Source organism: Niastella yeongjuensis (genome assembly GCF_900110245.1).
Lineage (GTDB): Bacteria > Bacteroidota > Bacteroidia > Chitinophagales > Chitinophagaceae > Niastella > Niastella yeongjuensis.
The window spans coordinates 134,696-148,249 of sequence record NZ_FOCZ01000010.1 but is presented as its reverse complement, the minus strand read 5'-3'; the positions used below and the strand labels follow the sequence as shown (position 1 = coordinate 148,249).

At 44.1% G+C, this 13,554-nt stretch carries 12 protein-coding genes; 8 read left to right on the top strand and 4 right to left on the bottom strand.

What is annotated here, in order from left to right:
* Positions 1-80 precede the first annotated feature (80 nt).
* Positions 81-1,136 carry an NAD(P)/FAD-dependent oxidoreductase gene (locus BMX95_RS24520; RefSeq protein ID WP_081197185.1) on the top strand — a complete coding sequence of 352 codons (1,056 nt, stop codon included), beginning with the start codon at positions 81-83 and terminating at the stop codon, positions 1,134-1,136.
* Between the two features lie 73 nt (positions 1,137-1,209).
* Positions 1,210-1,650, top strand: a complete 441-nt coding sequence (locus tag BMX95_RS24515; RefSeq protein WP_177193717.1) for a hypothetical protein — start codon at positions 1,210-1,212, stop codon at positions 1,648-1,650.
* 36 nt (positions 1,651-1,686) lie between these two features.
* Here the strand turns inward: BMX95_RS24515 and BMX95_RS24510 are convergent, their stop codons facing one another.
* Together BMX95_RS24510 and BMX95_RS24505 are read right to left on the bottom strand one after the other, a co-directional pair.
* Positions 1,687-2,487, bottom strand: a complete 801-nt coding sequence (locus BMX95_RS24510) for a zinc-dependent peptidase (protein WP_081197186.1) — start codon at positions 2,485-2,487, stop codon at positions 1,687-1,689.
* Between the two features lie 216 nt (positions 2,488-2,703).
* Positions 2,704-3,531 carry a zinc-dependent peptidase gene (locus tag BMX95_RS24505; protein ID WP_081197187.1) on the bottom strand — a complete coding sequence of 276 codons (828 nt, stop codon included), beginning with the start codon at positions 3,529-3,531 and terminating at the stop codon, positions 2,704-2,706.
* Between the two features lie 295 nt (positions 3,532-3,826).
* Between BMX95_RS24505 and aspS the strand changes: the two genes are divergently transcribed.
* The 6 genes from aspS (at position 3,827) to BMX95_RS24475 (ending at position 9,711) form a co-directional block, all read left to right on the top strand.
* The gene (gene aspS, locus BMX95_RS24500) at positions 3,827-5,653 is read left to right on the top strand and encodes an aspartate--tRNA ligase (protein ID WP_081197188.1); all 1,827 of its coding nucleotides are present in this window, start codon (positions 3,827-3,829) and stop codon (positions 5,651-5,653) included.
* Between the two features lie 78 nt (positions 5,654-5,731).
* Positions 5,732-6,238 carry a hypothetical protein gene (locus BMX95_RS24495; RefSeq protein WP_081197189.1) on the top strand — a complete coding sequence of 169 codons (507 nt, stop codon included), beginning with the start codon at positions 5,732-5,734 and terminating at the stop codon, positions 6,236-6,238.
* 53 nt (positions 6,239-6,291) lie between these two features.
* Positions 6,292-7,551 carry a replication-associated recombination protein A gene (locus BMX95_RS24490; protein ID WP_081197190.1) on the top strand — a complete coding sequence of 420 codons (1,260 nt, stop codon included), beginning with the start codon at positions 6,292-6,294 and terminating at the stop codon, positions 7,549-7,551.
* Between the two features lie 100 nt (positions 7,552-7,651).
* Complete coding sequence (locus BMX95_RS24485; RefSeq protein ID WP_081197191.1) at positions 7,652-8,110, top strand: GNAT family N-acetyltransferase; 459 nt, start codon at positions 7,652-7,654, stop codon at positions 8,108-8,110.
* Between the two features lie 152 nt (positions 8,111-8,262).
* A complete protein-coding gene (locus BMX95_RS24480) occupies positions 8,263-9,213 on the top strand; it encodes an outer membrane beta-barrel protein (protein WP_081197192.1) in 951 nt (316 codons plus the stop codon).
* Positions 9,214-9,309: 96 nt separating this feature from the next.
* Complete coding sequence (locus tag BMX95_RS24475) at positions 9,310-9,711, top strand: T9SS type A sorting domain-containing protein (RefSeq protein WP_081197193.1); 402 nt, start codon at positions 9,310-9,312, stop codon at positions 9,709-9,711.
* A 348-nt stretch (positions 9,712-10,059) separates the two neighbouring features.
* Here BMX95_RS24475 and BMX95_RS24465 read toward each other — a convergent pair whose 3' ends face one another.
* Both BMX95_RS24465 and uvrA read right to left on the bottom strand, forming a co-directional pair.
* Positions 10,060-10,584: a 5' nucleotidase, NT5C type gene (locus tag BMX95_RS24465; protein WP_081197195.1), complete on the bottom strand. Its 525-nt coding sequence runs from the start codon at positions 10,582-10,584 to the stop codon at positions 10,060-10,062.
* Between the two features lie 7 nt (positions 10,585-10,591).
* The gene (uvrA, locus tag BMX95_RS24460; protein WP_081197196.1) at positions 10,592-13,516 is read right to left on the bottom strand and encodes an excinuclease ABC subunit UvrA; all 2,925 of its coding nucleotides are present in this window, start codon (positions 13,514-13,516) and stop codon (positions 10,592-10,594) included.
* Between the last annotated feature and the right edge of the window lie 38 nt (positions 13,517-13,554).

The following is a 13,554-nucleotide window of genomic DNA, read 5'->3' as shown; positions in this document are numbered from 1 at the left end:
ATTTGGCCGCGTAACGGGAAACTGGTAACCGGAAACCTGGAACCTGAAACTTGAAACCTGTAACTCTTTATTTTTGCACCATGCACGTTGATTTTATACTTATTGGCCAGGGTATTTGCGGCACCTTTTTAAGTTGGGAGTTGCAAAAAGCAGGCTATTCCTTTCTGGTGATCGATGACAACAAACCAGGCACCGCTTCCAAAGTAGCAGCCGGCATCATAAACCCGGTTACCGGCCGCCGCATTGTAAAAACCTGGATGATCGATGAGGTAATGCCTTTTGCCTGGCAACAGTATACAGCGCTTGGAAAACAATTACAAGTCACGGCCATCGAGCAAAAAGACATTGTTGATTTTTTTCCCACTCCACAAATGAAACTGGCCTATGAAAAACGTTATGCAGAAGATACCCAATACCTTTCTATTCACAACGATCCCGACGCATGGAGCAATTACTTTAACTACGACTTTGGTTACGGCACCATTACTCCCTGCTACCTGGTAAACCTGCCGGAGTTGTTGCCAGCCTACCGGCGTTTGTTGTTGAACGATAACCGGCTGCTTGAAGAGCCCTTCGATCACACACAGCTACAGGTACTTGCCGATACCGTTCATTATAAAGGCTTCACCGCGCAACGCATCATTTTTTGTGATGGCATTGCGGGCTTTAACAATCCGTGGTTCAGTAACCTGCCTTTTGCGCCCAATAAAGGGGAAGTGCTGCTGGTAGAAGTGCAGGACATGCCCACACAAAATATCTTTAAAAAAGGGATCAACTGGGTGCCGTGGAAGAAGAATATCTTTTGGGTTGGCTCCTCATACGAGTGGGATTTTGCCAGCGATCAACCCACCGATAATTTCCGGGACAAGACCCTGGCGGCTTTACAGCAATGGATAAAAACACCTGTTCGCCTGTTGGAACATACAGCAGCTGTACGCCCGGCTACTATTGAACGGCGGCCATTTATCGGCTTTCATCCAAACCAACCAGCTATTGGCATTTTTAATGGCATGGGCACCAAAGGCTGCTCCCTGGCACCTTTTTTTGCTCCGCGGTTGGTGCAACACCTGCAATACCAGACGCCCTTACAACCCGAGGCCGATATTCAGCGATTTAAACGGGTATTATCGAAATAGGCATATTTTTGCTTCACCCGCCGAAGCCCTGGCGTAGGTGGGCTGATACATTTATAATTTCAAATCAATTACCGTGGGCGAAGAATCAAACGATTTGTACGTAATACCTGCGAAGTTTCGCAAGATCGAGAATTTGCATATCCTGTTCTGGCTGGTGAAAGACCTTTGCTGGTGCCTGATATTGAAACCGCTGGGAATTGCCATGATCTTCCCCACCCTCATAGTCGCCATCTGGATCGCCTGGCGCAACCGCCACATTGTTGCTGAGCTAACCCATAATGCGGCCATTGCTTTGTGGATCGTTGCCAACTCTATGTGGATGATCTCTGAATTTTATAACGTCGATGAAAAGGTAAGGCCTTATTGCATCATTCCTTTTTCACTGGGCATACTGATCCTGCTTTATTATTATCTTATCTATTCGCCCTTGCAAAAAAAGAAGGCAAAGGCCGCTGTAGAAATAAACAAAAATGCCGAACGCAGCGACTATGCTGCATCCGGCATAAAACACTAATAATCATGGTAGGCGAAAAAGAGGTAAAATAGTGCGTTAGGCTGCCAGTTTATTAATGTTCAACATTTCAATGATGTCCTGCCGCAATAACGAACTCATAGCGGCATATAATTCCGGCATGTCATGCCGCATGCGAATGGGATTTTCAAAAAACACTTCCACACTCACTGCCCAGAATTCGTGGTAATTAGTGCCTGCATAATCACCCAGTAAATTCTTGCGGCCATTTTGCATACTTTCAAAAATAGGACGGGCCACTTTTGAAAAGTTCTTGAACTCCTTTTTAAAATGTTTGTCTTCTTCTGTTTGGGAAATGAAATTTACATAGGCCAGCGCGTGCCCCATTTCATGTAAACCCATGTTCCAACTGGGAGTAAGTCCTTTTACTCCTTTGATAAACTTGTCCCATGACAAATAAATGCCGCTGTGGTCTACGTGCCCTTCAAAGGGGCGGGAATAAAAACCATAGTGATAATCGTCTTTCAACACATAAATGTCTTTGAAAAAGTTAAACAGGTACTTTTCCAGTTTAAATGTTAACTGAACAGCCACGGCACTGATGAGAATGGGCATTTCAGCACGTTCTTCCACCTCGATATAATGGAATTTTTTTGCCTTTTTGAACAGGTAAGCTCTGAAGAGGAATTTGTGCTGGTCATCTACGCTTAATCGGTTGTAATATTTCAGGTGTTGGGCAACAATGGCATGATAAAAGGTTTCCTGTGCCAAAAAGAGCTTATACTGTCTCTTTTCGTACAGGTAATTGTACCATTTTATAACAGGACCTTGCAATACAATGATGCCGAAGACCACCAGAAAAATGATCAAAATCTCCATAAGGGCTCTATTTTTCTTTCGTAATGACTTGACGGGATCAGATCAACGAACAGTGGTTTTCAAATAGAGAAAATGGATCGGTGTACGGCTTTCAGGGATTTTTGGGAGGAATCGTAATTACATTAAAGGGGTGTGATCAACTATAGAGGGTTCTTATCCGGCTACAAAGTATAAAGAAAATTTTAAAAAAGAAAGACCCTACGGGTAAAATTATCGTTAGTACTGGCTGTAATCGTCGTTAACCGGTTCCAGGAAAATGCCCGGTTTTAACATGTCCTGATTCAATAATTTGCAGATAGCATCATATAATTCAGGCAGTTGTATCTTAAATGAAGAAGGCCGTTCAAAAAAATTCTCTACGCAAACTGCCCAGAATTCCTGGTAATTGGTGGCAGCGTAACTTCCCAACAAATTCATTTCCCCAGCCTGCATGCGGTTGAACACTTCCCGGCCGGTTGCTGTGAACATTTTAAACCACCGGTACTGGAACCCTTCGTCTTCCCCCGCATGTTCGTGTTCAGGAAAATTCACATACGCCAGCGCATGCGCCATCTCATGTAAACCAACATTATCACCATCGGAATAGTTCGCAAAAGAGTTTAAAAAATTATTCCACGACAGGTAAATCCCATCTTCACTCACATGGCCCTGAAAAGGTACATTGAACAACCCATAGTGATAGCTGCGCTTCATGACGTAGATCTTATTAAAATGATCCATGAGAAAATGCTGTAACCCGAAAGTGAGTTGCACAGCCGCAGCACTGATGAGGATCGACATATGCTCTTCCTCCTCCATTTCAACAAACTCAAAATGTTTGGTAGCCTTGAATATAATGGCCCGCTTCAGAAAACGCTCACGCAGTGTTTCATTTAAATTACGGTAATAGGGAATGTATCGCTGTAGTATTACATCGTATTCAATGTGTTTATTAACGTATTGTTCCTTTACTTTTTGGGCCAGATGCCTGTTACGCAGGTAATGTGCAAACGAAAGCCCGCCGGCTACTACTACAATCAGCAAAAAAATAATTCCGGATGTCATTATTCGATATTGGTAATTATGGGCTCAAAACAAGAAATTCCCCGACCGAAAAATAGTAAAAAATACCCAACATTGGGTAGTAACGGGCAGCTATTGGGAGGCAGTTGTGTTAAAGTTCATAACAGGAATTAGGTTTTTTCTCTATATTTTGCCGGAATTTGAAAATCAATCGTTACGAAATTGATTTCCCCGCTTACCGGAAGCAGGAAAGCAGCCGTTTTGAATTACCTTTGGCCCCCGCGTATTATAATGCGGGGATTAACTAAGCTTATCAGATTATTTAAATATTATAGGAATGTACAGAACTCATACCTGTGGAGAATTACGAATGGCACAACAGGGGCAACAGGTAACGCTTGCCGGCTGGGTGCAAACCATTAGAAAATTCGGTAGCATCACTTTTATCGACCTCAGAGACCGTTATGGCATTACCCAGCTGTTACTGGGTGAAGAACTGAACAGTCAGCTCGACCAGCAGCCACTGGGTCGCGAATTTGTATTACAGGCCACAGGTGTGGTGAATGAGCGCAGTAATAAAAATCCCAACATTCCCACCGGCGATATCGAGATCAAAATAACTTCTTACACCATTCTTAATAAATCGGCTACCCCACCCTTCACCATTCAGGATGATACGGATGGCGGTGATGACCTGCGCATGAAGTTCCGCTATCTGGACCTGCGCCGGAACCTGGTGAAAAAGAACCTGGAATTGCGGTATGCCGTTAACCGGGCTGCCCGTAATTACCTGCACGAAAACCAGTTCATGGATATCGAAACGCCGTTCCTGATCAAGTCAACACCCGAAGGGGCCCGCGACTTTGTGGTACCTTCCCGCATGAACCCCGGTCAGTTTTACGCCTTGCCGCAATCGCCACAAACCTTTAAACAATTGTTGATGGTGAGCGGCTACGACCGGTATTACCAGGTGGTAAAATGTTTCCGTGATGAGGACCTGCGTGCCGACCGTCAGCCTGAGTTTACCCAGATTGACTGTGAAATGTGCTTTGTTGAGCAGGAAGATATCCTGAACATGTTTGAAGGCATGATCAAACACATCTTTAAGGCAGTAAAAGGCCTCGAGGTCACAGAAAAAGTACAACGCATGAGCTGGGAAGAAGCCATGTGGCAGTACGGGAACGACAAACCCGACATTCGTTTCGGCATGCAGTTGCTCAACATAAAATCAGCTTTCACCAAAGACGGCAAACTGCCTGCTACCGGCGAATTGATTGCCGGCGCTGATTTCAAAGTATTCAACGATGCAGAAACTGTAGTGGCCATTGCAGTTCCCGGTTGTGCAGAATACACCCGCAAACAAACTGATGAACTGACAGAATGGGTAAAACGCCCGCAAATTGGAATGCAGGGCCTGGTGTTCATTAAATGCAATGCAGACGGCACTTACAAAAGCAGCGTAGATAAATTCTTTACTGAAGATAAACTGAAAGCCATTGCCGATGCGGCAGGTGCCAAAGCCGGCGACCTGGTGCTGATACTGGCTGGAGCCGAAGAAAGAACCCGTAAAGCCATGAGCGAACTGCGGCTCGAAATGGGCGAGCGCCTGGGCATGCGTAAAAAAGATGAATTTAAATTGCTGTGGGTACTGGACTTCCCGCTGTTTGAATACAGTGAGGACGACAACCGCTGGGTAGCCCGTCACCATCCGTTCACCTCACCCAAACCAGATCAGATAGAAATAATGATCAAAAACAGCCCTGTTATCGAGAACGCGGCTGAATACCTGAAACATCCATACGCTAACATCAAAGCCAATGCGTATGATATGGTGTTGAATGGTAATGAAATTGGCGGTGGCTCCATTCGGATCTTCCAGCGCGACCTCCAGGAAAAAATGTTCGCCGCACTGGGTATGAGCCAGGAAGAAGCCATGCACAAATTTGGCTTCCTGTTAGGGGCCTTCGAATATGGCGCACCTCCGCATGGTGGTATTGCCTATGGCTTCGACCGGTTGTGTGCTATTTTGGGTGGCAGCGAAAGTATTCGTGATTTTATTGCCTTCCCCAAAAACAACAGCGGCCGCGACGTGATGCTCGATGCTCCAGGCGCCATCGATCAAAAACAATTCGACGAATTACAGATCAAGTTGAATTTGCAATAAACTTTTTGAAGTACTTTAAAGTCCTGATCCCGTGTCGGCTGAGCTGAGACGAGATCGGGACTTTTTAATTAACAGGGGATGAAAGGACTAACTACAAGCTGGAAAGCTTTCCGCACCGCATGCATTGTACAATTAATACTGGTTGCTTTTAAAGGCATGTTCTCATTTCGCGAGGTCTTTATTCAAAACAACGCACTGGTTGGCTTTATAAATATCATCGCATATGCCCTGGTGTTCATTTTTGTTTACCACGGCTTATCCATGCTGAATTACAATTATCCCGATGTGCCGCTTTCGCCCAAACAAAAGCGCTGGTTCAACATCCTGTACCTGATCAATTTCATTTTGATCGCCTTCCTGTTTGCCCAGATCATAAATAACTGGTGGATGGCTCGATTTGTATTTGACCTGGGCACTTTTAACGCAAGCAAAGCCGCCTGGTTGTATGGCTCCGCCCTTTTTTCTATTTCATGGTTCATTTTCATCATACATTTTGTCTTTCTGGCCGGCATGTTTAAGTTACGGCGGGCCATTCATGAAAACACCATCAATACCTGGTACGATCAGTTTGATCAGAAGCCATAAACCATCAGGTAAAATTTTCCTAACTTGAGGGGCTATTTTTCTTCCCAATTACTATGGAAGCAACACCACTCGCAGAAAGGTTACGCCCGAATACATTGGATGAGCTGGCAGGACAGGAGCACCTTACCGGTAAAGGAAGCATTTTGCGTACAGCCATCGATCAGGGAAAAGTGCCCTCCATGATCTTATGGGGCCCGCCCGGCACCGGTAAAACAACCATTGCCAACATCATTGCCCATACTTTACAGGTTCCCTTTTACACACTCAGCGCCATTAGCTCGGGAGTGAAAGAAGTGCGTGAAGTAATTGCCGAGGCAAAAGATAAAGAACGGGCGATCTTATTTATAGACGAAATTCACCGCTTTAATAAAGGACAGCAGGATGCCCTGCTGGGCGCTGTAGAAAAAGGAATTGTTACTCTCATTGGCGCCACTACCGAAAATCCTTCGTTTGAAGTGAACAGTGCCCTGCTCAGCCGCTGCCAGGTATATGTGCTTAAACCTTTACAGGAAGAAAGCCTGGTCAGATTATTACAACAGGCCATTGTAAAAGATGTGCAGCTGCAGCAAAAACACATCGAGCTAAAGGAAACTTCCGCCCTTATTACCATTTCCGGCGGTGATGCCAGAAAATTATTGAACCTGCTTGAACTGGTTGCTGATACCCTGGGCGATAAAGCCATCATAACTGATGATGCGGTAATGGAAATTGCACAGCAACGAATTGCCCTATACGATAAAAGCGGGGAACAACACTACGACATCATTTCCGCATTTATTAAAAGTATGCGGGGAAGCGATCCCAATGGAGCCGTTTACTGGCTGGCGCGCATGATTGAAGGTGGTGAAGATGTAAAATTTATTGCCCGCCGCATGCTGATACTGGCCAGCGAAGATATTGGCAATGCCAACCCTACCGCGTTGGTAATGGCCAATGCCACCTTTGAGGCCGTTGACAAAATAGGCTACCCCGAGGCCCGCATCATTTTATCGCAATGCGCTATTTACCTGGCCTCATCGCCTAAAAGCAATGCCACCTATGTGGCCATCAATGATGCGCTGGCAGCAGTTCGCCAGCACGGCGATTTACCAGTGCCACTGCACATTCGCAATGCACCCACCGGGCTCATGAAAAAACTCGATTACGGAAAGGGCTATAAATATTCGCACGATTATGAAGGAAACTTCTCCAGCCAGGAATATTTACCGCCACCACTCACCGGCCGCGCCTTTTACAGCCCGGGCAAAAATGCCCGTGAGGAAGAGCTAAGAAGGTACCTCAAAAACCTGTGGAGAGACAAGTACGGGTACTAGTGTTTACCGTAATACACTTTTTTACCTGGCATCCGATACCTACAATATATTACCGCTACCCCGTATTATATATATTGCATTACTTATAACCAATTATCACTTGAACGAACTAACCTTTATACATAAGCCATTTAACGAACTCACACCGCACGAGCTGTACGCCATTCTGCAATTACGCAGTGAAGTATTTGTAGTGGAGCAGAATTGTGTTTTTCTGGATGCTGATGATAAAGATCAGGTATCGATGCATGTAATGTGCTGGCAAAATGAATTACTGGCTGGTTATACACGGTTAGTACCTGCAGGTGTTTCCTATGAGGAATCTTCAATTGGACGCGTTGTTACTTCGCCGAAAGTAAGACATGCCGGCATAGGAAAACTACTAATGAATTATTCCATTCGTACATCATACGAACTGTTTGGGAAAACTACGATCACCATTGGTGCGCAATTTTACCTCCGTAAATTCTACACTTCCCTGGGATTTCAACAATGTAGTGACATCTATCTCGAAGATGGTATTCAACACATTAAGATGTTTCTACCAGTTATCGGTTGAAAATACTGGATAGAAACACTTATTTGGATATTTTTTTGAATGCCGCACACAAAAAACAAACAATTCTGCGTTTATAGTATGTGTGACTGGCGTTTACTATTTTAGCGCCAGATATTTTCCCAGTCCGTCTGAAAACTAAATCTGATATTCTCATGAAACAATTTTTACACTCTGTAGGGAGGTGTAGCTTGTTACTACTGGTAAGTGCATGTACATGCATTTCTTCCTTCGGCCAGTCTTCTGAAAGTTCCTCCGTTTTTGAGGCAGGTATTTCTGTTGGACCCACAAACCTTTTGAGTGACCTCGGAGGTAATGCAGGTAAGGGTACCAAATTTATTAAAGACAACAACTTTCCCGCAACCAAATTGATCTTTGGTGCTTATTTAACCTATCAACCAAATGAATGGTTAGGCTTCAGATTAGCATTGAACAGAGGTACGCTGGTAGGTGACGATGCACTGATCAAAGGCAAAGGCGGTCTTGAAGAAGCCCGTAAAAACCGTAACTCAGACGTTCGCTCCAGAATAACCGAAGGTATGTTGCTGGCTGAAGTTTATCCTACCGTATTCCTCGAAGGAGATCCAAGCGATGTAGTAGGAAGAATCAGACCTTATGGGGTAATCGGTATTGGCTTTTTCCACTTCAGACCACAAGGTACTGACCCTTTAACCAATGAATGGGTTGATCTGCAACCTTTACATACCGAAGGACAGGGTTTTGCAGAATTTCCTGGTCGTAAGGAGTATAAGCTCACCGCGTTTCAGTATACTTTAGGCGCCGGTGCTAAATATTTCTTCAGCGAAAAAGTAAATCTTAGCCTTGAATTATTGCACAGAACTACCAATACTGACTATATCGACGACGTAAGTACCACTTATATCGATCCGTCATACTTCTTTGCCCATTTGTCAAATGCACAGGCAACCCTGGCAAAAAGAATGGCCAACAAAAGCGGTAGTGTTGGAGCTCCATACGGACCTGGCCAGAAAAGAGGTACCTCCACCAATAATGATGCTTTTTTCTCAATTAACCTGAAATTAGGCTTCAGATTAGGCCGTGGTGGTAACGACTATAGCCAAACGCGTTGTCCGGTTAGATTCTAATAGTTACATTTTCCGTATTCAAGATATTGTTGATCCGTACCCTTTTTGAAAACTTTTAGCCCGCCTCTGGCGGGCAGGTAATTAGAACCCTGGAACATGCCCAAAACCGTAGGAAATCGTTTTATAATCCGTACCGCAGCTGCGCTGCTTACAACAGCAATGTTGTTCGCAGGTGTCAGTACTTCCTTCGGTAGCCCATTGCCAGCAACCACCTATTCAAACGATACTATTCTGGTACAAAAACTGGTTACCAGCAGAAAGCATAAGATCAAGCTGTTTCAAAACGACGATCAAAGTGCTTTGTTCTTTAGTGTGCGAGGTTTAGAGGGAAAAGTTTACCAGCTGTTTTTATTTGATGTTACAGGAAACCTGGTTTCGCAGGCAAACATTAAAAGCAAGCAAACCACTGTTATTGACAATATTCAAAAAGGCAGTTACCTGTTCGAAGTGTTCAGCGATGATGAGCGCATTGAAAATGGACAGGTGACCATTCGATAAATTGATTGTCGGTTGCCGTTACAGGCAATTGCAAAAGAGCTCTTTGCTACCACAACTTATAAACCAATAAGCTGCAGGGAAATTAGTAAAATCCATATATCCGGTTGAGTCAAAACCTGATCCGTTCCCTATTTCGATAAGTACCCTGAAACACAAAGATTTTATTAATCACTCCCTGCGCTTGCTTATTGGCTTTTTTAAAATTCTTCTGGATTATTCCAGTATCCTCAGTAGCCGGCGATGAACAATTGCCGGCTACTTGTTTTTTATACCCGTCCCAAAAGCAAAACGCCCAATACGATACCACCAGGCTCGCATCAGGCGTTTAAAAATGTGCTGACGAATTTATTATTGCAGGAAGATAGCCGCAGCGTGTTCCCAACTGTTTATACGGTCGTAGCCGGTTACATCTTTATTGTGTGCAGCAGTAAACAGGTGTTTTCTTCCATTGAAGTGTTGCAAATGGCGGATATGATCATCGATCATATGATCACCAAACACCATACGCTTTTCACCACACAATACCAGTTGTTTCCAGGTAAAGAAGGGAAAATACTCCATCAACCAATCCAGCTTATCTTTTAATGAATTAGGGAACTCAGTAGCAGCTGATACGATAAAGATCTCATAGCGCTTATTCATTTCCTTTAACACATCCACACTGTCTTTCATCACCGGCAGGTCCCTGAAAAAGCCAGGCTCATACAAGCGAGCCCGTATAAGGGTTTGGTGTTGTTCAGGAAACCCGGGCAACCACGATCCTTTCATCTTAGCCATGTCAACCGGCAATCCATATTCTTTTTCATACCAGGTTATCATTGCGCCCATAGGATCGGCTATCACCTCATCCATATCAATAATTACTCGTTCCATGAATACACTATTTTAACTCTTCCTTTAAAAATTTAGCAGTGTGGCTTGCCTTTACTTTCAACAGGTCTTCCGGTGTTCCTTCAAACAGGATCAACCCACCGCCATCACCGCCTTCAGGCCCCAGATCAATGATGTGATCGGCTACTTTAATTACATCCATATTATGTTCTATCACCAGCACGGTGTTGCCACGGTCTACCAGTTTATTCAGTACATCCAGCAAATGCTGAATATCTTCAAAGTGCAATCCGGTGGTAGGTTCATCTAAAATGTAAAACGTTTTACCGGTATCTTTTTTCGATAACTCGGTAGCCAGTTTTACCCGCTGCGCCTCGCCCCCACTTAAGGTAACTGCACTTTGGCCCAGTGTAATGTAACCAAGCCCTACTTCCTGCAACACTTTTATTTTCCTGTACAGGTACGGTACATTTTGAAAGAACTCAACGGCATCATCAACCGTCATATCCAGTACATCACTGATGCTTTTACCTTTATACCTGATCTCCAGCGTTTCGCGGTTATACCGTTTGCCCTGGCATTTTTCGCAATGCACATACACATCGGGCAGGAAGTTCATTTCTATTACCCGCATACCACCGCCTTCACACACATCGCAACGGCCGCTTTTTACATTAAACGAAAACCGGCCGGCATTATACCCGCGGATCTTTGCTTCGGGTACCGATGCAAACAGGGTCCTTATATCGGTGAAGAACCCACAATACGTTGCCGGGTTGCTGCGTGGTGTACGGCCAATTGGCGACTGATCTATTTCAATTACTTTATCGATATGCTCAAGCCCCTTGATACTTTTATATTCAAGCGGCGTCATTTTTGAATTATAGGCATGTCTGCTCAGGATGGGATATAATGTCTCGATAATGAGCGTTGACTTTCCGCTGCCACTTACTCCCGTTGCCACAATCAATTTACCCAAAGGAAATTTGGCGGTAACCTTTTGCAGGTTATTGCCATTGGCGCCAATCAATTCAAGCACTTTTCCATTGCCTTTTCTACGTTCTTTAGGTATGGCTATTTCACGTTTGCCGTTCAAATAAGCAGAGGTAAGCGTATCCAGTTTCAACAAAGCATAAGGGTCTCCCTGCGCTACTACCCTGCCGCCGTGAAAACCTGCTTTGGGACCAATATCAACCAGGTGATCGGCCGCCATCATGATATCCTTATCGTGCTCCACCACCAATACACTGTTACCGATGTTGCGCAGGTTTTTCAATGCATCTATAAGACGCATATTATCGCGCTGGTGCAACCCGATACTGGGTTCATCCAATATGTAGGTAATACCCTGTAACTGGGAGCCTATTTGTGTAGCCAGCCGTATCCGTTGCGATTCACCACCGCTGAGTGTACGCGAAGAACGATTGAGTGTAAGATAATTCAAGCCTACATCGAGCAGGAACTGCAGGCGCTCACGAATTTCTTTCAACACATCTTTTGCAATTACATTCTGCTTGTTCGATAATCTTTTCTCGATGCCCTTGAACCACGTCATCAGTTTATCGAGGTTGAGCTCGCTTAACTCTGAAATATTTTTTTCATCTACCTTAAACCACAGGCTTTCTTTTTTAAGCCGGGCGCCGTTACAGGTAGTACAGGTTTTTAATTCCATGAACTGTTCTGTCCACTGACGGATGGCATCACTTGAGCTGGCAGCAAACCATCTTTTCAATTGTGGCACTACTCCTTCAAACTCTTCTGTATATAATTTTGCATCTGTCTCAATGGTATCAAAATCGAGGTGCTCTTCATCCGATCCATTTTCGTTGCCATATAACACCAGGTTCAATGCCTTTTTAGGCATGTCCTTTAAAGGAACATCCAGGCTGAACTTGTTTTTCTTTGCCAGCCTTTGTACCTGGCTGAATACATAGTTATCTCTTTCTTCGCCTAACGGGGCAATACCGCCTTCATTAATACTTAATGAATCATCGGGCATCACAGCGTCCATGCTTATCTGGTATACATTGCCTAATCCTTTACAGGTAGGGCATGCACCATATGGACTGTTAAAAGAAAAACTATTGGGGGAAGGTTCCTCATAACTGATGCCTGTATCTTCACACATCAGTTGGCGGGAATATTGAACCAGCAATTCTGCAGGTGTTTTGCTTTTGCCATTGGTTGTGGCGTCGTGTACTAACAGGAACATTAACTCCTTACCCATTTGCAGGGTCTTTTGTACACTTTGACTCAACCGCACTTTCATATCATCCGTTACGGCCATGCGGTCGATCACTACTTCTATATCGTGAATTTTATATCGATCTACCTGCATTTTCGGAACAAGATCTTTCACTTCGCCATCAACCCGGACTTTCAGGTATCCTTTTTTACGAATGTCTTCAAACAACTCACGATAGTGACCTTTACGCCCGCGCACCAACGGTGCAAGTAATGTTATCTTCTTACTCTTAAATTTTTTATAAATATTATCAACGATCTCTTCCTCACTGAATTTGATCATTTTTTTCCCCGTATTGTAACTATAAGCCTCCCCAACGCGTGCATATAATAAACGAAGGAAATCATATACTTCGGTAATGGTACCAACGGTTGAACGCGGGTTTTTATTGGTGGTCTTTTGCTCAATGGAAATAACTGGCGATAAACCTGTTATCTTATCTACATCAGGACGTTCCATATCACCGATGAATTGGCGGGCATAGGCGCCAAAGCTTTCCATATAACGGCGCTGTCCCTCCGCATAAATGGTATCGAACGCCAGTGAAGATTTTCCACTGCCACTGATACCTGTTATTACAACCAGTTTATTTTTAGGAATGCTAATATCAATATTCTTAAGATTATGTACCCGTGCCCCAAAAACATGTATCGCTTCATCTGTTTCAACACCGTTAACCTGTTGTTTGTCTTTAGGTTGTACCGGTCTTTTAACTTTCACATCTGCCATATATAAGTACGCCTTTTTATAATTTGTGTCGGAAATTA

What these genes read in the sequence shown, in the direction of transcription:
- BMX95_RS24490 (WP_081197190.1), top strand. Translation starts at nt 6,292, where the DNA reads ATGGAAGCAACACCACTCGCAGAAAGGTTACGCCCGAATACATTGGAT.
- BMX95_RS24480 (WP_081197192.1), top strand. Translation starts at nt 8,263, where the DNA reads ATGAAACAATTTTTACACTCTGTAGGGAGGTGTAGCTTGTTACTACTG.
- BMX95_RS24505 (WP_081197187.1), bottom strand. Translation starts at nt 3,531, where the DNA reads ATGACATCCGGAATTATTTTTTTGCTGATTGTAGTAGTAGCCGGCGGG.
- uvrA (WP_081197196.1), bottom strand. Translation starts at nt 13,516, where the DNA reads ATGGCAGATGTGAAAGTTAAAAGACCGGTACAACCTAAAGACAAACAA.
- BMX95_RS24520 (WP_081197185.1), top strand. Translation starts at nt 81, where the DNA reads ATGCACGTTGATTTTATACTTATTGGCCAGGGTATTTGCGGCACCTTT.
- BMX95_RS24495 (WP_081197189.1), top strand. Translation starts at nt 5,732, where the DNA reads ATGAAAGGACTAACTACAAGCTGGAAAGCTTTCCGCACCGCATGCATT.
- BMX95_RS24465 (WP_081197195.1), bottom strand. Translation starts at nt 10,584, where the DNA reads ATGGAACGAGTAATTATTGATATGGATGAGGTGATAGCCGATCCTATG.
- BMX95_RS24510 (WP_081197186.1), bottom strand. Translation starts at nt 2,487, where the DNA reads ATGGAGATTTTGATCATTTTTCTGGTGGTCTTCGGCATCATTGTATTG.
- aspS (WP_081197188.1), top strand. Translation starts at nt 3,827, where the DNA reads ATGTACAGAACTCATACCTGTGGAGAATTACGAATGGCACAACAGGGG.
- BMX95_RS24475 (WP_081197193.1), top strand. Translation starts at nt 9,310, where the DNA reads ATGCCCAAAACCGTAGGAAATCGTTTTATAATCCGTACCGCAGCTGCG.